Here is a 20638-nt window from a genome sequence, read left to right as displayed (position 1 = left end):
GGCCCACTCCCCCGCGTCCGACGTCGTCACCTGTACCGGGCATGCGAACATGGCCGGGCTGCGTACGGATACCCGCCCGGGCGCCGCCCGTCCGCCCCGGCTCGGGCCCGCCCGGCGACAGAGCTCGTCGACCGCAAGGAGTGGAGCACCGCATGCCCACCAGCCCTTCGTCCGGACCCACCGCGCAGATCGGCGTCACCGGACTCGCCGTCATGGGCAGTAATCTCGCCCGCAACTTCGCCCGTCACGGCCACAGCGTGGCCGTCCACAACCGCACGGCGGCCCGCACTCGGGCTCTCGTCGACGCGCACGGCTCCGAGGGGAACTTCGTCCCCGCCGAGACCGCCGAGGAGTTCGTCGCCTCGCTCGAGAAGCCGCGCCGCATCGTGATCATGGTCAAGGCCGGTGAGGCGACCGACGCCGTCATCGAGGAGTTCGCCGCTCTGCTGGAGGACGGCGACGTCCTCATCGACGGCGGCAACGCGCACTTCGAGGACACACGGCGCCGTGAGAAGGCCATGCGGGAGCGGGGCATCCACTTCGTCGGCACCGGCATCTCCGGGGGCGAGGAGGGCGCGCTGAACGGGCCGAGCATGATGCCCGGCGGATCGGTGGAGTCCTACGCCTCGCTCGGGCCGCTCCTCGAAAGCATCGCCGCCAAGGCCGACGACGGAACGCCCTGCTGTACGCACATCGGTCCTGACGGTGCCGGGCACTTCGTCAAGATGGTGCACAACGGCATCGAGTACGCGGACATGCAGCTCATCGCGGAGGCGTACCAGCTGCTCCGCGACGTGGCGGGGTACTCCCCCGCGCAGATCGCGGACATCTTCCGCACCTGGAACACCGGGCGGCTGGACTCCTACCTCATCGAGATCACCGCGGAAGTGCTCTCGCACGTCGATGCGGCGACCGGGAAGCCCTTCGTGGACGTCGTGCTCGACCAGGCGGAGCAGAAGGGCACCGGCCGCTGGACCGTGCAGATCGCCCTCGACCTCGGTGTTCCTGTCTCCGGCATCGCCGAGGCCGTCTTCGCCCGCTCCGTCTCCGGCCACGCCGCCCTCCGCGAGGCCTCACGCCACCTCGCAGGACCAACGGCCGACAAGCTCGGCAAGGACGAGGCGGCGGCCTTCGCCGACCAGGTCGAGCAGGCGCTGTACGCCTCGAAGATCGTCGCCTACACGCAGGGCTTCCACGAGATCGCGGCAGGCAGCGAGCAGTACGACTGGAACGTCGACCTCGGCAAGGTCGCCGCGATCTGGCGCGGCGGATGCATCATCCGGGCCGCGTTCCTCGACAGGATCACCGGCGCCTACGAGGCCCAGCCGCAGCTACCGAGCCTCCTCGCGGCCAAGGGCTTCGCCGAGGAGATCGCCGCCGCACAGGACGACTGGCGCACCGTGATCGCCACCGCCGTCACCCAGGGCGTCCCCACCCCCGCCTTCGCCGCCACCCTCGCCTACTACGACTCCCTGCGCGCCGAACGCCTGCCGGCCGCACTCACCCAGGGTCAGCGCGACTACTTCGGCGCACACACCTACCACCGCACCGACCGCCAGGGCACCTTCCACACCCTCTGGGGCGGCGACAAGGCCGAGGTCGAGAGCTGACCGAGACCCTTCGGCGCAACGGAACCGGACCGGCCGCGTGGGACCGGGCTCTCGCGGCCGGCCGGCCCTTCAGGGCTGACTTCGCCGCGCGGTCGGCCTTTCCGCTTCGGGCATCTGCCAGCAGGAGTTACACGCGAGAGGTGCGCTCGGATCGCGAGCGTCCGGCTTTGCGCGTGTGATGGGGGTAGCCGTGCGTTGTCGCGAGTCGTGGGTGGCTCGTCGGCCCGAGCGAGAGAAGGAGAATGCCATGCCCGCAGGATCCGGCCCCAAGCGTGAGCGCCAGTACGAGCACATCAAGGAAGGCGCCGAGAGGCGCGGCACCTCCGAGGAGCGGGCGAAGGAGATCGCCGCCCGCACGGTCAACAAGGAACGGGCCCGATCAGGAGAGTCGGACTCGGCGAGCAAGACGTCGACGCGCGACCCCAAATCAGCTCCTCAGCGTGGCGGGCAGCGCTCACACACCGGCCCCGGAGGGCCGACCAGGGACCAGCTCTACGCGGAGGCCAGGAAGAAGAACATCGACGGCCGCTCATCAATGACCAAGGACCAGCTGAGCAAGGCGCTGGGCCGCTGAGCCCGCCCTCAGGTATCCGGTCCGCACCGGTGGTTCTTGGGTGGCATCGGAGCGGCCTGCCCGGCTCACGGGCTTCGCCCCGGCCCCGGACGGCCGGGAGTCGGTTCGGACGTCGCCATCCGGTCGGGCGGCCGTCGGGTCCATCCGTCGATGCCCGTGGCCGAGTGCTCGGGTGACGCGTTTCAGACGGTCGGAGTGGGAGGACCGAAGGCTCCGTGCCCGTAGCTTGCGCTGAATCACGCCGGCCGGCGGGCGGAAGGAGAAGCGCTGTGCCTCGATCAGACCGATGGTCTCCGCGATGAACTCGTGGAGGGGCATGGCGAGTTCGTTCCTGGCGGTGTTCGCCGCGGCCGACGCGCCGCTATGGGCGCGGCAGGTATGCGAGGCGATGGGTTGCCGGGCGGCTACGGCCGTGGCTGGGTGAACAAGCCCTGCTCGGTCTCGGTCAGGATTCCGCGCTCGGTCAGCCGCTTGAGTTTGAGGCGGGTGTTGTTGATGTTGTTGGGCGCGATCTCCAGGAATCCCGTGGCCAGCCCGCTTGCCCCTCCCGAAAGGAAGAAGCGGCCATCAGCTCACGTACCGCCCGCTCAGAAGAGCGAGAGCCTCCGCGTGACGCGATTGTTGGCGGCGCGGTGTACAGCACGAGATGCTGGTCGCGCTCGGTGAGCGCCAGGGAGTCGCCGACCGCTGATTGACCGATCAGTGAGGGGAGCCCGGAGTCGGGTCTTCCCTGGCTGGGAACATGAGGCATGCCGACCTGGCCGAGGCCAGGAGCTACCCCGCCGTGGCCGGGGCCGCTTCGGGCATCAGATGTGTGGCGAACCAGCGGGTGCCGGCCTCCATCGACTCCTCGAATCCCCTGCCGGGCATGTAGAGGCTGTGGTGTTCCGCGTCGATGACCGTGAGCTGCTTGGGTCCGATCACCGCGTCGTAGAACTCCTGGACCAGCTCGGCCGGGATCAGGCTGTCGCGGGAACCGGTGATCATCAGCAGCGGGGTTGTGCCGATCCGTCCGGCGTACGGACGTACGTCGAACTCCACCGCGTGCTCGAGCGAGCGCGTCGTGAACGAGTTCATCCAGGCCTTCGGCAGCCCGGCCGGCCCGCTGATCATGTAGTCGTAGCCTTCCTGGGTGTCGACGAGCGCGAACACACCTGCCGCCGCGTCGGGGTGGCGCACGACGGGAGACAGCGACGGCCGTCCTCCTGCGAGCAGGGTCCGGCGCTCGACGTTGAACACCTCCCGGAAGGCAGCCAGGCCCTCCGAACCCAGGATGTGACGGGCGATCTCGGTCCCCGCGATCCAGGGAGCCTGCGAGACGACGGCTCTGACGCGGGTGTCGATTGCGGCGACGGCCAGCACGTGGCCACCACTGAAACTCGTCCCCCACAGCGCCACGCGGTCGGGATCGAAGGCGGTGTAGGACTGCGCGAACGTGATCGCCATCTGCATGTCCCGACATTGGGTGATCGGGTCGAACTCCTGGCGCGGCTCACCGTCGCTCGGCCCGAAGCCGCGGTGGTCATACAGAATCACACCGAAACCGTTGTCGGCCAGCCACTGGGCTGCCGGGGACAACCGGTCGGCGGAGTCGGCCATGCCGTGGGACATGATGACCACGGGCACCGGACCGCTCATCTGGTCAGGTACGTAGGCGGTGCCTCGCAGCGTGAGGGCGCCCTCGTACGAAGGGAACTCGATCTCTGTGTTCATGGTTGGTTCTCCTAGGGGTGCAGGGGCGGGCGACCGGTGACCTCACTGACCGCCGGAGCGGGCCAGGGCCCAGTCGTTGTAGTCCTTCTCGGAGGTCTCGCGCCGCATCCGGGCGGAGGTCTCGACGTCTTCGCCGACCAGGTACCGAAGCTGCGTGCTGTCGTCGCCGGCCACAGTGACGACGGCTTCGGCCACCGTCTGAGGGGTCGCGAGCCGGTGGGGCCACTCCTGCTCGAACGCACACCGCTCCCCATTTCGAGCGACGGCCTGGACGTGACCGTCCTCCACGACGATCCCCGGGCGCTCCTCGTGCCCGCCCTCCACCGCCTCGCAGGCAAGGAGTCGGTCACCGCGGCCGACTTCGCCGACGAACCCCTCGTGGCCTGCGCGGGGATGGCCGAGCTCTGGACCGGTTTCTGGCGGCTCGAACCCGGCCCGGACGGCAGCCCGGCTCCGCTCGGTCCCATGCTCGCCGACACCTTCGTGGACAAGCTCGAAGTGGTCGCCGAGGGCCGTGCCATCGCCCTCGTGCCCGCTGACGACCGACGCTGAGCACTCCGCGAGGACCTCGTCACCATCCCCGTCGAGGGGGTCGAACCCTGCCAGGTGGTGGTCGCCACCCGCTCTGCCGACGCCAACCCGCTCGTCGCCCACTTCCGTGAATCCGCGAAGAGCCTGCTCGTCCGCGAAGCCTGAGGCACCGGTCGGTCCTCGAAGCCCGAGGCGCCGGTTCAGTCCGCGAAGGCGGCCACGTACGACGCCACGCACGGCTGCGGGGTGGCCAGTGAGGTGACGATGTGGCCGTCGACGGTCACCGGCGGGTCCAGCGGCATCCGAAGCAGCCGCTCGGAGCGGGAGCGGGACTCGTCGAGCTGCTCGGCGGGTACCAGCGTCCAGCCCTCGGGGTCCCGGCCCACCTCGAACAGCACGTTGAGCAGGTCCCCGGTGGGCGTGCGCAGCGGGGTGACGGGCAGGGCGGCGAGGATCGCGTCATGCAGCGGCGCGTCACTGTCGCGGGCGGGGAGCCGCAGGCCGCGCGGATCGAGGTCGTGCAGGCTGACCGCGGACTTGCGGGCGGCGGGGTGCTCATGCGCGAGCACCGCGTGCAGCGGCTCGGACCAGGCGCGCACCACCGCCACCGCCGATGAGGTGAGCGCTCCGCGCACCAGCGCGAGGTCCAGCTCGCCGTCGCGGACGGCGTCGAGTCGCGCGGCTACCGGCAGGTCGACCAGTTTCGGCTCTGCGGGGCGTTCGCCGTCGCTCAGGCGGCCCACCGCCCGGTCGAGCCTGCGGGTGACACAGGACGCCACCCCGATCCGAAGCACGGCCGCCGGTTCTCCGGCGACCACCCGCACCCGGGCCGCCGCGGCAAGGGTCTTGCGGGACGCGGCGAGCACTCGTTCGCCGGCCGGGGTGAGCCGCACCCTGCGCGAGGTGCGGTCGAGCAGGCGCACGCCGAGCTCGCGTTCGAGCCGGGCGATCTGCTGGCTCACCGCCGGCTGCACTATGCCCAGTCGTTGCGCCGCGCGCCCGAAGTGCAGCTCCTCGGCAACGGTCACGAAGTACTGCAGCGCTCTCAGTTCCATCCCTCTGATCTATCACAGGATGTGATTGCTGCCGAGGGATTCTGGTCATTGTTCGCGCAGGTCACACGAGCTGTGATGGATGTGAACCCGCCGGAGCGGTCCTACCCACCGGGTGCTGCGACGCGGGAAATTGCGAACGGAGAACAAAGTGAGCACAACAACGCTCGGCGTCATCGGGACCGGCATGGTCGGTCTCGGGGCCGCCCGCCGCGCCGTCGACGCCGGCCTGAACGTCGTTCTGAGCAACTCCCGCGGCCCCGGGACCTTGTCCGATCTCGTCGCACAGCTCGGCGCGCGGGCCCGTGCGGCCACCCCGGCCGAAGCGGCGAGCGCCGGTGCTCTGGTCATCGCGGCAGTGCCGCTGGCCGCCCACGAGCGGCTGCCCCGGGCGGAGCTCGCCGGCAAGACGGTGATCGACCCGATGAACTACGCACCACATTCCGGCTTCGCCCTGCCGGAACTCGACAGCGACGAGCTGACATCGAGCGAACTGGTGCAGCGCCATCTCACGGATTCCCAGGTCGTGAAGGCCCTGCACAACATCGGCCCCAAGCAGTTGCTGGAGCTGTTCCGCCCGGCCGGAGCCCCCGGCCGCACAGCGCTGCCGCTGTCCGGCGACGACCCGCACGCCAAGGAGGAGGTGGCCGAACTGCTGGACGTACTCGGCTTCGACACGGTGGACCTCGGCGCACTGGCCGACAGCTGGCGCAGCGAACCCAACTCCCCGCTGTACGCCCTCCCGTACGTGGGCCAGCCGCCGGCCGGCCTCACCGTCACGGAATTCGTGTCCTGGGTCCAGCAGGCGACCGCCGTGCCCGTAACGGCGGCCCGGGTCAAGGAGCTCGCCGCCGCCGCGGTGCGGGGGCCCGCGGGTTTCCGGATGTAGCAGCCGGGTCGGCCGCGTCAGGGCCGGGGGGTGAGCTCGTCCTCCAACGCTGCCCGCGCGCCGCGCAGAGCGAGACGGAGCTGGTCCGGTGTCCGGCGGATCTGGGCCAGCAGGAGGCCGCCCTGGATGGCGGCCATGGTGAGGTCGGCCAGCTCCGTCACGTCCGTGTCCTGGCGCAGTTCACCGGAATCCTGCATCCGGTGCAGGCCATCGATGAGAGGTGCCTCCCAGCGCGCGAAGGCGTCCACGAAGGCCTGACGGGTCAGTTCGTCCCGCCCGCCCAGCTGGCTGGCCAATGAGCCGATCGCGCAGCCACCCACCGCGTCCTGCCGCGTCCCGTTGGCCACGATCGCGTCGAACCAGCGGTCGATGCCGGCCAGTGAGTCGATCTTCAGGAGCAGCGGTTCCTGCGCGGCCAGCACCGTGTCCACGGTGGAATGGACCACCGAGCGGATGAGGTCTTCCCGGTCGTCGAAGTAGTGGTAGAGCTGGCTGCGGCCGACCCCAGCGGCGCGTTCGACGTCGTCCAGCGTCACCGCTGCGACGCCGCGCTGCTGGATGAGGTCTGCCGCCGAATCAAGGATGCGCGCCCGAGTCGCGCGACCCCGCGTGGTGGTCGGCATGTGACCCATGAAGCCTCCCCCGCTCTCTGTATCTCACAGTACAGAAGTTCTGTACTTGCTGATACAGTCTGCCGCAGATTTTCTGTACTGGGCAATACAGTCCCGTGGGAGGCAACCGGGCGCCCCTCATGCCCTGGGCCCCTGCCCGGAGCCCTCCTGCCCGGGACCACCTGCCCAGGGCCCTCCTCATCGCACGGCCGAAAGGAATCCCGTGTTCCCTCACCGACCCACCGGGCTGCGGCGGCGCGCCGCCACGCTCGGCCTCACCACGCTGCTCGCTGCCGCCGTCACGGTCCCGGCGGCCCTCGCGGCCCCGACTCCGGCCGCCCCGGCCGGCACCACCGCGACACACCCCGACCACGCCACCGGCACCCGCCTCGGCAACGTACGCGTGCTCGCCCACTTCGACCGGGCTGCCGGCCAGGTCGCCGAGAGTATGGCGCTGGAGCCCGACGGCAGCGTGATCGTCGGCATGATCCCCGCCCGCCAGGTGGTGCGGGTGGCGCCGGACGGGGCCGTCCAAGTGCTGGCCACCATGCCGCTGCCCCCGGACGGCGGCACCACCACCCCCGTCGTCGGGAGCGCCCAGGTCACCGGGGTGGCCCGGTCCGACAGCGGCGACGTGTACTTCCTCTACCCCTCCGGGCAGGGCGGGCTGAACGGCATCTGGCAGCTCCGTCCTTCCGGGGAGACCCGGCTCGTCGTGCCGCTGCCTGCCGACACCTTCCCGAACGCACTGGCCATCGACAGCGAGCGGGGCCGCTTCCTGGTCACCGACTCCACCGGTGGGCGCATCTGGCAGGCACCTCTGCGCGGCGGCGAAGCCTCCGTATGGTCGGCGGACCCCGCCCTGGCGCCCGACGGCTTCTTCGGGGCCAACGGCATGAAGATCCATGACGGCGCCGTGTGGGCGAGCAACTCCGACCGCGGCACCGTCGTCCGCATCCCTCTCACCAGGAACGGCGGCTCCGGCCGCGCCGAGATACGGGCCACGGACCTGGAGGGAATCGACGACTTCGACTTCACCGGCCGGGGCACCGAGATCCTCGCCGCGATCAACGAGAGCAGCAAGGTCGTGCGAGTGGGCGCGGACGGTGCCCGGAGGACCCTGCTGGACGCCGAGGACGGATTGCAGGGGACCACGGGCGTCACCGTCCGAGGACATCGGGCCTATGTCACCAATGGCGCCAACCTGGCCGGAGACGATCCGACCCTGATGCTCGCGGACCTGCACCGGCGCTGACGCGCCCCTCGGGCTCATCCGGACGCCTGTGACCGGGTGATGCCGCACCCACCGTCGAGCCGATGCCCGGCCGGGTGGACAGGGCGATACTGGTCGTGACGGTCGCCCTGCCGCCGGGCCGACATCGGGCGTGGGCCGGCCGGCAGGGACCGCAACCGCACCTTGTCGATGTCTCCGAGGGGAGCCGTTCATGACCACGGCGAAGGACCTGTTCATCATCGCCATGGACCCGGAGCGTTCCGTGGGACAGGGTGACCTGTCGCTCGCGCTCGCGGGGGCCGAGCTGATCGATCTCATCGGCGCGGGGGCGGTTGCCCTGGACGGCGACCGCATCGTGCCGGGCGGACCGGCGACGCCTGACGACCGGCTCATGGGCGAGGCTGCGGCAGGGCTGACTCGGCAGGCACCCTACGAGCGCATCGACGACTGGCTCTGGCGCCGGGGCAGGGACCTCTCGTCCACCTATCAGGCAGCACTTGAGCAGGACGGTGAGCTGACACGGAAGCGAAGCGGCCACTCGCCCTTCGGCTCGGAGCGATTGGAACCGGCCGATACGTCCGCGCACCGCCTGGCCGCCGACCGTGGGAGGGAGGAACCCGTCCTGGCTGCTCTCGCCTCGATCATGGGCATCGGCGGCGAACGGTCCGACGATGACGATGACGAGCCCGGCCTCGATGACGACGCGGTGACGACCGTGGTGGCCGCTGTGCACGACGCGGTGATGGAGCTGGAGGCGGTACGGCAGCGGCGGTCCATCGAGAAGGCGGCCTTCGCCAACGTCTGGCGCGGGCCGTGAGCCTGGCCGGGGCAGCGGCCCGAGGCTCCTTCCTTCCCGTTGTCAGTGGGTGGGTCTAGCGTTCGTGGTGACAGGGGTCCATCGCGAGCGCAAGGGGAGACCATGACCACTCTCGAGAACCGGCCGAACACCGCACTCCTCGTCGTCGACGTGCAGAACGACGTCGTCGAGGGGGCCCACGAGCGCGACACGATCGTCGCGAACATCGGCAGCCTGGTCGAGAGAGCGCGGCGGGAACGCGTCCCCGTCGTCTGGGTTCAGCACTCGGACGAGGGGCTCGCGAAGGGCAGCGACGGCTGGCGGATCGTTCCCGAGCTGACTCCGGGCGACACCGAGACGCTCGTCGGGAAGAACTACGGCGACTCCTTCGAGGACACCGACCTCGAGACCGTGCTGTCGGGCCTGGGAGTCGGGCGACTCGTCGTCGCCGGAGCCGAGACGGATGCGTGTATCCGGTCGACGCTCCACGGCGCCTTCACCAGGGGGTACAACGCCACTCTCGTGAGCGATGCCCACACCGCGAGCGACAGGTCGGCATGGGGCGCACCGCCGGTGGAGCAGGTCATCGCGCACGCGAACCTGTGCTGGTCCCACCAGGCGGCGCCGGGGCGGACAGCCGGGGTGGAGTCGACCAAGGAGGTCACATTCGGCGCCGCGTCCTGACGTCGGTGTGACCGGTACGCTGCGTCCGGTGCGACCACTGCTCCCGGACGCGGCGTCCGGTGTGACGTGACGTGGACGCCGCGCGGCACGGCGTGTCACAGATGACGGCCTGCCCTTCACAGTTGGAGCCTGACACGGTGAACGACGCCCCCAAGGACAGCCCTTCGGCCCGCGACCCCTATCCCGCGTATGCCGCCATGCGCTCCGAATGCCCAGTACAGGCCATGGCGTCAGGTTCCAGCGGACGCCACAGCTACGTGGTCACCGGATATACGGAAGCCCGGCAGGCTCTCGGCGACGGGCGGCTTTCCAAGGACACCGCCGCGTTCTTCGCCGGCAAGGACTCGACGCGGCGGCTGCACCCCGCCATCGCGCACACCATGCTGGCCGGCGACCCGCCTCAGCACACCCGGCTCCGTAAGCTGGTCACCGGCGCCTTCACGAGCGCCGCCGTCGCCGGACTCCGTCCCTTCATCACCCGGCTGACCGGCGAACTGCTGAACCGGTGGCCCGCCGGCGGGCCCGTCGATCTCGTCGCCGGCCTCGCTGTTCCTCTTCCGGTCATGGTGATCTGCGAGCTGCTGGGTGTTCCCGAGGACGACCGGTCCCGGATCAAGGGCTGGTCCGCCGAATTGTTCGCCGCCGGAGAGCCCGCCCGCGCAGACGTCGCCTCGCACGCCCTCGCTGATTACATGACCGGACTCATCGCGTCGAAGCGCCTTCGCCCAGGCGATTCACTCCTGGACCGTCTCATCTCCGCGCGCGACGGCGAAGACCGGCTCGCCGAAGAGGAGTTGGTCTCCCTGGCTGTGCTGCTGCTCATCGCCGGCCACGAGACCACGACCCACTTCCTGGGCAACGCCCTCCTGGCCCTGCTCCGGCATCCGGCCGAGCTGGGGCGCCTGCGCGACAACCCGGAGACCGTCCCGCACGCACTGGACGAACTTCTGCGCTTCGACGCACCGGTCAGCACCTCCACCTTCCGGTTCACCACGGAAGCCATCACCCTGGGCGGGACCGAGATCCCCGAGGGCGTCCCGGTCCTCGTCGCCCTCGGAGCAGCCAACCGTGACCCGGAACGCTTCCCGGCTCCGGACCGACTCGACCTGGACCGGGACGCGACCGGTCATCTCAGCTTCGGCCACGGCATCCACCGCTGCGTCGGTGCGCCCCTCGCGAAAGCCGAGGTCGGCATCGCCCTTCGCGTGATTCTGGCCCGCTTCCCCGACATCCGGCTCGCCGTCCCGGTGGACCAGCTGGAATGGCGCAGGACCCGGCTCGTCCGCGGGCTGGATTCTCTTCCCGTCCTGCTCTGAGCATCCGCCACCACCACGCCGGACCGGCGCCTCACCCCGGGCCTGCGCCGCACTCCGGGCCGGCGCGACGGCTTCGGCGCGGGCGTGGTCAGTCGGCCGTGACCTTCAGGAGCACCGTGCCATGCGCAGGCACCGTCGCTTCGAGCGTGCCCGAACTCGTCCCGTCCTCCTGCTGCCACAGGTCCCGGGTCCGGTACGTATCAGCGTCAGGCACTCCCGCCTCGTCCGCCGTGGTGCTGATGGTCTGCTCGTCGTCGCTCTCGTTGAACAGGGCCACCGCTCGGCTGCCGTCGGCGAGTTCCTTGCTGATGACCCAACGGCCGTCCTCCTCCGACACGACTTCGCCCTGCCGGCCGAGCGAGTCCTGGTCCACTGCGATGACCTCCTTGTTCTCGAGGATCTCCATCGTGGCGTCATCCGCCTCACGCAGGTCGGTACCGATCAGCAGCGGGGCCGCCATGATCGACCAGAGCGAGAAGTGGGAGCGGTATTCGATGTCGGACATTCCTCCGTTGCCGACCTCCAGCATGTCGGGGTCGTTCCAGTGCCCGGGCTTGGCGTACTCGGCGAGGGGAAGGTTCTCCTTGAGATTCTCGGTCATCTTCTCCCAGGTGTCGTTGATGTCCCCCGTGGTCCGCCAGAGCTCGGCCATGTCGGGGGCCCACTTCCACGGCTGGTTCGACCCCCACTCACAGATGCTGTAGACGATGTCCCGTCCGGTCGCGTCGAGAGCGTCGCGCATGGTGGCGTACCGCTCCTGGGCGGGCCGGCCCTCGTTGTTGCAGTTGTCGTACTTCAGGTAGTCGACGCCCCAGTCGGCGAACTGCTGCGCATCGCTCTCCTCATGGTCGAGGGCGCCGGGTATCCCGACGTCGTCGCAGGTCCGGGTTCCCGCACTGGTGTAGATGCCGAGCTTGAGGCCCCTCTCGTGCACATAGTCGGCGACGGCTTTGATCCCTTCCGGGAACCGCTCCTTGTGCGGGACGAGCTTGCCGTCGTCGCCACGCTCGGGCTCGGCCCAGCAGTCGTCGAGGTTGATGTACTCGTACCCGGCGTCCTTGAGACCTCTCTCCAGGAAGATGTCAGCCGTCTCCTTGACCATCTCCTCGTTGAACTCCGGTCCGCACCCTGTGGTGTTCCAGTTGTTGAATCCCATCGGCGGGGTGGGCGCGAGCCCCTCGCCAGGGGCCTGCCCGACCGCGGGCGCGGCCTGGACCGCGGCCGCCGGGGCGGCGAGTCCGGCGGTACAGAGCAGCCCGGCGGTGGTGATGCCGAGCAACCTCTGGCGGGCGGTGCGCTGTTGTGGACGATGCATCATCGCGTTCCTCCATCCTGTGTCGGCCCATCATCAAAGACGTACGGCAAAGCACTGACTGAACCATCCAGGGGCCGATGGAGCCCGTGGATGGCAGGAGGGGTGGGTGGGTCCGATCTGGCTTCGCTGCCGCGTGGCACAACTGGGCTGCTGCGAGCGGCAGTTGACTACCCTTCATCTGCGCCCGACGGTCATGGAGGCGCTCTTCGGTCGATGAAGTGACGTTGGCCAGTGTGCTGTTGTGTTTCTTTTCGAGTCAAGACCCAAGATAAAGAAACAGTTCGACACACACCCAACCCGAGCAACAACCCGCAGGCCGGACGCCTTTCACCCACGGAGAGAGGCACGAGCATTCATCCACATGAACGAACCGGCGAGACCCAGGCCGGTACCGGTGACACCTTCTGACACGTGCACCAGGGTTGACCCCTGAACAGCTCTGGACCTAGCGTCATCACCTACCCGGTTCATATTGCAGTCCCTTGTTCATATACCTGACCAGCGCCGTGCACGTTCCGCCCTGGCGTGGCAGTCACCGGGGCACCCCTGGGCCGCTTGTTCGACGGCCCCTTTCCCGGCTCCCCGGATGCGCAAGAACGTTGCTCCGTTCCTGATGGCCCCACGCATTGGAGACACCATGAAACGCCAACAGATCAAGCGCAGAACCCTGCTCTCGACGGCCGCTGGCGTACTGGTGGCAAGCGCCGTCACCGCCGTACCCCGACGCGCACTCGCGGCGGAGGACGAGCAGGAACAACTCGCCGACTACGACACACACTCCACCGAGGAGCACAGCACCACCGTCACCAGTGCGACCGGGCAGCAACTGCGTCTCACGGCGTACGGGGACCACATGGTCAGGGTGTCCGCGACCCGCGCCGGGGAGAGCTTCTTCTCCGACACCCGCTACGAGATGGTGCGACCCGAGAACCACACCGCGCTGCGCGGCGGCCTGAGCGTCACGGACAAGGGGGACGCCCTCGAGTTCAGGACCGCCGCGGACGACGGGCTGCGCATCGTCCTGCACAAGACCCCGCTACGGCTGGAGTTCTTCGCCCGGGACACCGGCACCCTGCTGGCCAAGGAGGACGCCACCCACGGCATCACCTGGAGCGGTTCGGATCACTCCATCGCCACCGAGTCGTTCGTACCGCCGTCCTCCGAGGAGCGCTTCCTCAAGGCGGGGCACGGCGTACTGGGCCGCGTACCGCGCCTCGACCGTACGGGCGACACGGTCTCCCACAACTACGCCGACGCGGACGCCGCCGCCGACAACCCCAACAACCAGGCACCGGGAATCGTGCCGTTCTTCCTCTCCAGCAAGGGTTACGGGGTCTTCTTCAACACCACGTTCGACACGACCTTCAGCTTCGGCGGAGACAACGGGTACACGTTCTCCGCCGACGCGCACGATGCAGCCGGTGAACGCCCCCAGATGGACTACTTCCTGATCAACGGCCCCCGGTTCTCGCAGCTCATCGACCGCTACACCGAGCTCACCGGACGCCCGCGACTGCCTCAGCTGTCCATCTTCGGGCTCCATATGTCCGACAAGAGCTTCGCCGACGTCAGTGATCAGAACTGGTGGCGCGAGAAGATCACCCAGCACCGCGCCGCGGGCTTCCCCTTCGACCACCAGGTCAACGACAACCGCTGGCGCGCCGGTTCCGGCTCCTGGTCGGGGTCGTGGTTCGAGTTCAGCCCCGATCGCTGGCCCGACCCCGCCGGGTATCAGAAGTGGGCCGCCGACAGCGGTGTCACCGTGACCCTGGACTACAACCGCAACAACACCAATGAGATGGCGGACTGGGTCGACGGCCCACCGCCCGGCTACAGCTTCGAGGAGGCCGATCTCAAGAACGTCAAGGAGAGCAACGCCGTCCCCGACTGGAGCAACCCGGACGCCCGCGCCTGGGTGTGGAAGGTCTTCTGGGACAAGGCCCTCGACCCGGGCCTCGGGTTTCCCGGCGACGGGCTGTGGATCGACGAGACCGACGACCTCGGCGCGATCCCGTACACGGCGCCTACGGCCGACGGCCGTACCTGGGCCGAGGACCGCAACGCCTACTTCCTCAATCTGCACAAGGGGGTCGGGGAGGAGGGCTGGGACCCCGACGGGGACGGGCACATCGGATCCGCCAAGCGGCCATGGACCTGGAGTCGCGGTGCCACCGCCGGCCAGCAGCGCTACGGGCACTACTGGACGGGCGACATCCGCCAGACCTACGACGAGATGCGGTCCCAGATCCGGGGCATGCAGACGGCCGGCCTCGGAGGCTTCCCCTTCGCCAACATCGACGGCGGTGGCTTCGGTGAGGGCGGCACCGTGTCCGACGCCTACTACCGCAACTGGCCCGTCGCCTGGTCCAGCCTGTCCCCGATCTGGCGCCCCCACACCACCGCGTCGACCAAGGACCACGGCAAGAAGGCATCGCGCTGGCCGCTCGACCAGAGCGCGCAGGCCCAGGCGGACTTCGCCAAGTACGGTCAGCTGCGGTACAGCCTGATGCCGTACATCTACACACTCGCCCATCAGGCCGCCGCCACCGGCATGCCCATGGCGAGGGCCATGGTGATCGACTACCAGGACCGGTCCCAGGCCTACAGCCACGACCTGCAGTACCTGTGGGGCCCTTCGCTCCTCGTCGCCCCGTTGACCTCCGACGGGGGCGACGTCCAGAACATCTGGCTGCCCGCGGGAAGCGACTGGTACGACTTCTGGACGGACGCCACGCACACCGGGTCCGACACCCAGGACCTCGCCCACAGGACCCGTACCGGTGAGGCACCGTTGTTCGTCAGGGCCGGGGCGATTCTGCCCAGGTACCCGTACGCGCAGAGCACCGCCTACCTCACCAAGCGGCAGCTCGAGACGGACGTCTACACGGGGGCCGACGGTGTCTTCGAGCTCGTCGAGGACGACGGGCTGACCGAGGCGTATCTGACCGGGTCGGGGACGAGCGTCACCCGCCTCACCTTCACCGACGCCTCCACCCGCGTCGTCATCGCGCAGCCCGAAGGGACCTACGAGGGCGCGCCCGACGCACGCCGTTACCTCGTCCGCTTCCACGGCCTGGACAGCCCGGTGGGCATGGGGGTCGACGGCGGCGCCACCCTGCCCGCCTTCACCAGCGAGGCCGCCGCTCTCCTCAGCGAACAGGGCACCGGCTGTGTCTGGGACGCGGAGGCGAAGGTTCTCAGTGTCATCACCTCGGAGATTCCCGTGACCGGGGGTGGCGGCGATGCCGCCACGGTCGAACCCAGCGGTGATCCCTTCCCCGAGGTCGGCGGCGGCACGGTGTACCAGGCCGAGAGCGCGCGGCTCGACAGCGCCTTCGTCATCGACACCCGCCACCCCGGCTACACGGGATCCGGATACGCCGACTTCACCGGAACGTCCGCCGAAGGCTCCACCCTCGCCTGGACGGTCACCGTCGCCACAGCCGGGACCAGGGAAGTCCTCGTGCGCTATGCCAACGGAGGTGACACGGACCGCCCCCTGGTCATCGATGTCGACGGCACGAAACGCGCCACCCTCGCCATGCCGCCCACAGGCGGCTGGGACACCTGGGCGACGACCTCGTTCAGCGCGGACCTCCCGCAGGGCGACAGCGTCTCCGTACGTGCGACCCTCTCTCAGCCCAGCAGCGCCAACATCGACAGCCTGACCCTGCTGTAGCCGGCGCCGCCCCGGCCGGCCAGGCGGCGGGCCGGGCCGGGCCGCCGGGGTTACGCGGTCCTGACGGGAAGCCGCAGGTACGACGCGCGGTCGCCACCGGTGTGGATGATGTGCTGTCCGCCGTTGGCGGGGACGTACTCACGGTTTCCGGGCATCATCGTGCCCAGGAGCGAACGGCTGCTGACGACGAAGCGGAGCTGTTCGCCCGGGTGGAAGGTGAGCCCCACCGGAAGCAGATCGACCTCGATGTCGACGACTTCGCCGGGTGAGAGCTTCTCGACCCGGTCGAAGCTGTGGGCGGGGACGTCCTCCGTGGACAGCGCCTTGTCCAGGTGCCGCAGCGAGACGCGCAGTCGTCCGTCGGAGCCCTTGTACCGCAGGATCGAGGCGCCGCGCTCGGTGACGTCCTGGATCAGTGCGCCCTGGTTGGGCACGGTGAACTGCTGCAGCGGTGTGCCGTACGCGTCGAGCTTCTGGACGAGGAGGAACAGGTCCATGTCGTCGGAACCCTGCGCCTCGACCCAGAGGTGCGCCTTCGGGTATCCGACCAGCACGGTCTCCTGCTCGAAGCGCGTCACGAACGACACGGTGTCCGGGTTGGCACCGGCGGTGTAGGCCGCCGTCGCCTCGGCGGCGGGTGCCTCTGTCGCCAGTGTCCGTGAACGGGCGTCGAAGTAGTACTTCGTCGGTGTGACGTCGGCCGGCGGGAACGCGTCGGCCGGGATGTTCACCCGGTCGCCGCCTTCGAGGTCCAGCAGGGAGTAGCGCACACGTGGCGTCTGCTCCCAGCCGTTGTCCTCGCCCTTGAGGAAGCGGTCGAAGAACCGGCGCAGATCCTCGGTGTTCGCCTCGTCGTAGTAGTCGGGCCACTCCTGGCTGTTGTGGACGCGGAGCCACTTCTGCTCGGACCCCATCCGGCGCCAGGCGCGGAAGGTGCCGGCCGTGTGCAGCGTGTTGGAGTAACTGGCGACGACGTACGCGGGAACGGTGATCCTGTCGAACTGCGGGATCTTGTTCTCCCACACGTCGCTGATCAGCGGGTGCTGCTCGGCCTCGGTGAGGATGTCCTCCTTCTGGCCGTTGCCCCAGAAGCTGCCCTCCTGGAGCTGCTGGGCGAACCCGGTGTCGGGCATGCCGCCACGCATCACCAGGTCGCGGTAGACGTCGCTCACGCCCTCCCACGGGTTGATCGCGGCCAGGTGCGGCGGCTGCTCGGCCGCGGTGAACCACTGCGAGACCGCGAGGTAGGACGTTCCGCTCATCGCGACCTTGCCGGTGCACCAGTCCTGGACACCGAGCCATTCGATGAGGTCGTAGCAGTCCCGGCCCTCCTGGCGGTCCCAGAGCACGCTGTCGCCTTCGGAGTGGGCCACGCCCCGGATGTCCGGGTTGCAGATCGCGTAGCCCCGCGCACACCAGTACGCCGGGTCCGGCCCCTCGAACTTCTCCAGGCCCGAGACGATCTTGTTGTCCAGCCCGATCATGCCGAAGATGCCCATCACACTTGCGGACGCCCCCTGGCCCTTTCCGTACGGGCTCCACGCAACGATGACCGGCACTTCCTCCGCCCCGACGGGACGGAAGACGTCGACATGAATGGTGACGCCGTCACGCAGGGTGACGGGAACGTCCTTCTCGAAGACGATGTCGACGGGCAGCGGCTTGAACGGCGGAGCGATCCGGAAACCGGCCTCCAACGTCCGGGTCCCGGGCTCGAACCCGCTCAGGACGCCGTATCGGGCAGAACCCGGCTCCATCGGCTGGGACGGTGTGAATACCTTCTGGTCATCGCTCATGGGTGAGCTCCTCACATCTTGTTCGTCCACCGAACGCGCTCTGGCAACGATTCGGGCGTACGGCTGGGAGTCCCATAACTCAACCCGCGTTGAGATTCGTGTCGACCAGGTAGTTTGGGACCATGACCGCGCACACGACTCCCGCAACCGCCGCGCGCCGCGGACGCCGGCCGGGGGCGAACACCACCCGGCAGGCCGTCCTCGACGCGGCCCGCACCCGATTCGCGACCGACGGCTTCACCGGGACCACGATCCGGCGCGTGGCAGCCGACGCCGGGGTGGACGCGTCGCTGGTGATGCAGTTCTTCCGGTCGAAGGACGAGCTGTTCGCCGCCGTCATGTCCGTCCCCGCGGACGCGTTGACGCGCTTCAGCGCCGCGTTCGAGGGGACCGACGAGCTTCTCGGCGAGCGCGTGGTGCGCGCCTTCATCGAGGTATGGGAAGTCGACGCCCGGACTTCGGAGCCGCTCATGGCGATGCTCCGGGGCGCCATCGTCAACGATCAGGCGAACAAGCAGTTGCGCGAGTTCCTCCAGGAACGCCTGCTCGTCGACGCTATCGCGTCACGCGCCGTCGATAACGCGACGCTCCGGGCGGGCATCGTGTCGTCGATGCTCGTCGGGCTCATGGTGGGACGAGGCGTCGTCGGTGTCCCGACGCTCACGGAGGCCGAGCGTGAGACGCTGGTCGCGCTCGTCGGGCCCGCCGTGCAGAGTGTGCTGGCCCCGGCAACGCCGGCCACCGACGGCAAGGAGTAAGGCCGATGACGGCGATCGACGGCCGTATCTACGTCGAGGGGCACCCCACAGCCTGCCCGCCCGACCTGCAGGACGCGACCGACGACCTGGAGCGGTCGGGGGGCGTGGCCTGGATCGGGCTGATGGACCCCGACCCGGACGGTCTCGAGACAGCCGCGGCCCGGTTCGGTCTGCACCCACTGGCCGTCGAGGACGCGCACAAGGGGCATCAGCGCGCGAAGCTCGAGCGGTACGGCGACACGATGTTCGTCGTACTGCGTCCCGCTTCGTACGACGACCGGCTGGAGCGCGTCGACTTCGGTGAGGTTCACCTGTTCGTCGGCCGTCAGTTCGTCATCACCGTCCGGCACGGCGCCGTGCCCGATCTGTCGGCGGCCCGCGATGCCCTGGAGGCCGAGCCGGAGTTCCTCGGCACGGGGCCCGAGGCGATGCTCACGGCGTTCCTCGACATCATCGTCGACGGCTACGCACCTGTGGTGGCCGGGCTGGTGAACGACATCGACGAGGTCGAGGACAGCCTGTTCGGGGAGGGAAACGCCGATCCCGCGCTCTCGGAGCGGATCTACCGGCTGCTTTCGCAGGTGATCGCGCTCCAGCGTGCGATCGGACCGCTCCCTGACATGGTGCAGGGCCTGCTCCGTGGCGCCGGCAGGTACGGCACCGGCGACGAGGTGCAGAACCGGCTGCGCAACGTGCTCGACCACACGATCCGGGTCACGGAACGGGTCGACGGGTCCAGGTCCCTGCTCGAGAACGCACTGACCGTCCACTCCACCCTGGTGACGGTCGAACAGAACGAGGCCATGCGGCGCATGTCGAGCGCGAGCCTCGCCCAGGGCGAGGAGAGCCGTCGCCTCGCGGAGGAGACCATCGAGCAGGGGGAGCAGGTGAAGAAGATTTCGTCGTGGGCGGCGATCCTGTTCACACCGACCCTGGTCGCCTCCATCTACGGCATGAACTTCGACCACATGCCGGAGCTCCACTGGGTGGGGGGATACCCGTTCGCCGTCGCTCTCATGATCGGCTTCGGCGTCGGGCTCTGGGGTGTTTTCAAATGGCACCGCTGGCTTTGAGCGACTGTCGCCGACAGGACGGCCCCGGCCCTGCGGGGGCGCTTTCTAGGGGTCATCGCAACACGTGGTCGTGTTGATCAGGCCGCGAGCAGTTTATGCAGGCGCTCGGCTGGGGTTTCCCAGTCGAGCGTTTTGCGTGGGCGGCCGTTGAGTTCCGCGGCGACTGTGTCGAGGTGCTCGCGGCTGTGGGCCGCAAGGTCGGTGCCCTTCGGGAAGTATTGCCGCAGCAGACCGTTGGTGTTCTCGTTGGAGCCGCGTTGCCAGGGGCTGGCGGGGTCGCAGAAGTAGACGGGGATGTCGGTGGCGAGGGTGAAGGCGCCGTGGGAGGCCATTTCGCTGCCCTGGTCCCAGGTCAGCGAGCGTGTCAGGTGGCTGGGCAGGGTCTGGACGGTTTGCACCAGGGCATCACGCATGTGTTCCGCGCTGCGGCCGTCGGGGAGGTGCACCAGCATCACGTAGCGGGTGGCGCGCTCGACCAGGGTGCCGATCGCTGAGGCGCCGTCCTTGCCGATGATCAGGTCGCCCTCCCAGTGACCGGGGACGGCCCGGTCTTCCGCCTCGGCGGGACGTTCGCTGATCATGACCATCGGGGTGGAGAACCTCGGCTGACGCTGCTGGGCCTGGCGTCGCGGTTTGCGGCGGACGCGTCCGGAACGCAGCGCGCGGGCCAGTTCACGGCGGAGTTCGCCCCGACCCTGGACGTAGAGGGCCTGGTAGACCGTCTCGTGGACCACGTGCATCTCCGGCCGGTCGGGGAAGTTGGCCCGTAGAGCCTGGCAGATCTGCTCCGGGCTCCACCGTATGTCCAGGCGGTCCTGGATGAAGTCCCGCAGAGCGGGGTTCTGGCCGATCTTCCCGGGCTTGGGGCGGGGCCGGCGGGCATCCGCACGGGACTGGGCTGCGTAGGGCCGGTACTGGCCGTTGACCGGGTGCCGGTTGCGGCGGACCTCCCGGCTGATGGTGGACGGGCTGCGGTCCAGTTCGGCGGCGATGGCGCGGATGGTGGC

General features: G+C 69.2%; 17 protein-coding genes and 1 pseudogene. 11 read left to right on the top strand and 7 right to left on the bottom strand.

Translation table 11 applies throughout. The annotated features are described in order from the left end of the window. The first annotated feature begins 152 nt into the window (after positions 1–152). Both gndA and AB0C75_RS15370 read left to right on the top strand, forming a co-directional pair. Entirely contained in the window at positions 153–1610 is a 1458-nt protein-coding gene (gene gndA / locus AB0C75_RS15375; protein ID WP_362890877.1) for an NADP-dependent phosphogluconate dehydrogenase, read from the top strand. Positions 1611–1857: 247 nt separating this feature from the next. After that, complete coding sequence (locus tag AB0C75_RS15370; RefSeq protein WP_362890875.1) at positions 1858–2184, top strand: plasmid stabilization protein; 327 nt, start codon at positions 1858–1860, stop codon at positions 2182–2184. A gap of 774 nt (positions 2185–2958) precedes the next feature. Here AB0C75_RS15370 and AB0C75_RS15365 read toward each other — a convergent pair. Together AB0C75_RS15365 and AB0C75_RS15360 are read right to left on the bottom strand one after the other, a co-directional pair. Next, positions 2959–3897 (bottom strand): alpha/beta fold hydrolase, encoded by a 939-nt coding sequence (locus AB0C75_RS15365; protein ID WP_362890873.1) that lies wholly within the window; start codon positions 3895–3897, stop codon positions 2959–2961. Positions 3898–3939: 42 nt separating this feature from the next. Next, positions 3940–4092 (bottom strand): hypothetical protein, encoded by a 153-nt coding sequence (locus tag AB0C75_RS15360; protein ID WP_362890871.1) that lies wholly within the window; start codon positions 4090–4092, stop codon positions 3940–3942. A 21-nt stretch (positions 4093–4113) separates the two neighbouring features. Here AB0C75_RS15360 and AB0C75_RS15355 point away from each other — a divergent pair, with 21 nt between their 5' ends. Then, positions 4114–4449, top strand: coding sequence for a LysR family transcriptional regulator substrate-binding protein (locus AB0C75_RS15355; protein WP_362890869.1), 336 nt, complete (start codon positions 4114–4116; stop codon positions 4447–4449). 179 nt (positions 4450–4628) lie between these two features. On the opposite strand, the gene AB0C75_RS15350 is transcribed toward AB0C75_RS15355, so the two are convergent. After that, on the bottom strand, positions 4629–5483 hold the full coding sequence (locus AB0C75_RS15350; RefSeq protein ID WP_362890867.1) for a LysR family transcriptional regulator: 855 nt from the start codon (positions 5481–5483) through the stop codon (positions 4629–4631). A gap of 148 nt (positions 5484–5631) precedes the next feature. Between AB0C75_RS15350 and AB0C75_RS15345 the strand changes: the two genes are divergently transcribed. After that, positions 5632–6369 (top strand): NAD(P)-binding domain-containing protein, encoded by a 738-nt coding sequence (locus tag AB0C75_RS15345; RefSeq protein ID WP_362890865.1) that lies wholly within the window; start codon positions 5632–5634, stop codon positions 6367–6369. Positions 6370–6386: 17 nt separating this feature from the next. On the opposite strand, the gene AB0C75_RS15340 is transcribed toward AB0C75_RS15345, so the two are convergent. Continuing rightward, complete coding sequence (locus tag AB0C75_RS15340; protein WP_362890863.1) at positions 6387–6992, bottom strand: TetR/AcrR family transcriptional regulator; 606 nt, start codon at positions 6990–6992, stop codon at positions 6387–6389. Positions 6993–7203: 211 nt separating this feature from the next. On the opposite strand from AB0C75_RS15340, the gene AB0C75_RS15335 reads away from it, so the two are divergent. The 4 genes from AB0C75_RS15335 to AB0C75_RS15320 all read left to right on the top strand — a co-directional run bounded on the left by AB0C75_RS15335 (position 7204) and on the right by AB0C75_RS15320 (position 11010). Continuing rightward, a complete protein-coding gene (locus AB0C75_RS15335; RefSeq protein WP_362890862.1) occupies positions 7204–8235 on the top strand; it encodes a hypothetical protein in 1032 nt (343 codons plus the stop codon). Between the two features lie 190 nt (positions 8236–8425). Next, entirely contained in the window at positions 8426–9031 is a 606-nt protein-coding gene (locus AB0C75_RS15330) for a GPP34 family phosphoprotein (protein ID WP_362890860.1), read from the top strand. Positions 9032–9133: 102 nt separating this feature from the next. Further along, a complete protein-coding gene (locus tag AB0C75_RS15325; protein WP_362890858.1) occupies positions 9134–9694 on the top strand; it encodes an isochorismatase family protein in 561 nt (186 codons plus the stop codon). Positions 9695–9891: 197 nt separating this feature from the next. Beyond that, positions 9892–11010 carry a cytochrome P450 gene (locus AB0C75_RS15320; RefSeq protein ID WP_362891196.1) on the top strand — a complete coding sequence of 373 codons (1119 nt, stop codon included), beginning with the start codon at positions 9892–9894 and terminating at the stop codon, positions 11008–11010. A gap of 91 nt (positions 11011–11101) precedes the next feature. Here the strand turns inward: AB0C75_RS15320 and AB0C75_RS15315 are convergent. Next, positions 11102–12328: pseudogene (locus tag AB0C75_RS15315) on the bottom strand (glycoside hydrolase family 27 protein); the annotation flags it as partial. Between the two features lie 634 nt (positions 12329–12962). Between AB0C75_RS15315 and AB0C75_RS15310 the strand changes: the two are divergent. Next, positions 12963–16004 carry a TIM-barrel domain-containing protein gene (locus tag AB0C75_RS15310; RefSeq protein WP_362890856.1) on the top strand — a complete coding sequence of 1014 codons (3042 nt, stop codon included), beginning with the start codon at positions 12963–12965 and terminating at the stop codon, positions 16002–16004. 50 nt (positions 16005–16054) lie between these two features. Here AB0C75_RS15310 and AB0C75_RS15305 read toward each other — a convergent pair whose 3' ends face one another. Further along, positions 16055–17800, bottom strand: coding sequence for a CocE/NonD family hydrolase (locus tag AB0C75_RS15305; protein ID WP_362890854.1), 1746 nt, complete (start codon positions 17798–17800; stop codon positions 16055–16057). Positions 17801–17922: 122 nt separating this feature from the next. Between AB0C75_RS15305 and AB0C75_RS15300 the strand changes: the two genes are divergently transcribed. Further along, positions 17923–18558 (top strand): TetR family transcriptional regulator, encoded by a 636-nt coding sequence (locus AB0C75_RS15300; protein ID WP_362890852.1) that lies wholly within the window; start codon positions 17923–17925, stop codon positions 18556–18558. Between the two features lie 5 nt (positions 18559–18563). Continuing rightward, a complete protein-coding gene (locus AB0C75_RS15295; protein WP_362890850.1) occupies positions 18564–19631 on the top strand; it encodes a magnesium and cobalt transport protein CorA in 1068 nt (355 codons plus the stop codon). 77 nt (positions 19632–19708) lie between these two features. On the opposite strand, the gene AB0C75_RS15290 is transcribed toward AB0C75_RS15295, so the two are convergent. Beyond that, positions 19709–20638: IS30 family transposase (locus tag AB0C75_RS15290; RefSeq protein ID WP_362890848.1), on the bottom strand; the 930-nt coding region annotated here is incomplete at its 5' end.

This window comes from Streptomyces sp. NPDC048565, assembly GCF_040650935.1.
Classification (GTDB): domain Bacteria; phylum Actinomycetota; class Actinomycetes; order Streptomycetales; family Streptomycetaceae; genus Streptomyces.
Note: the sequence above shows the minus strand (reverse complement) of the source record. Positions and strands in the feature narration are given on the sequence as shown.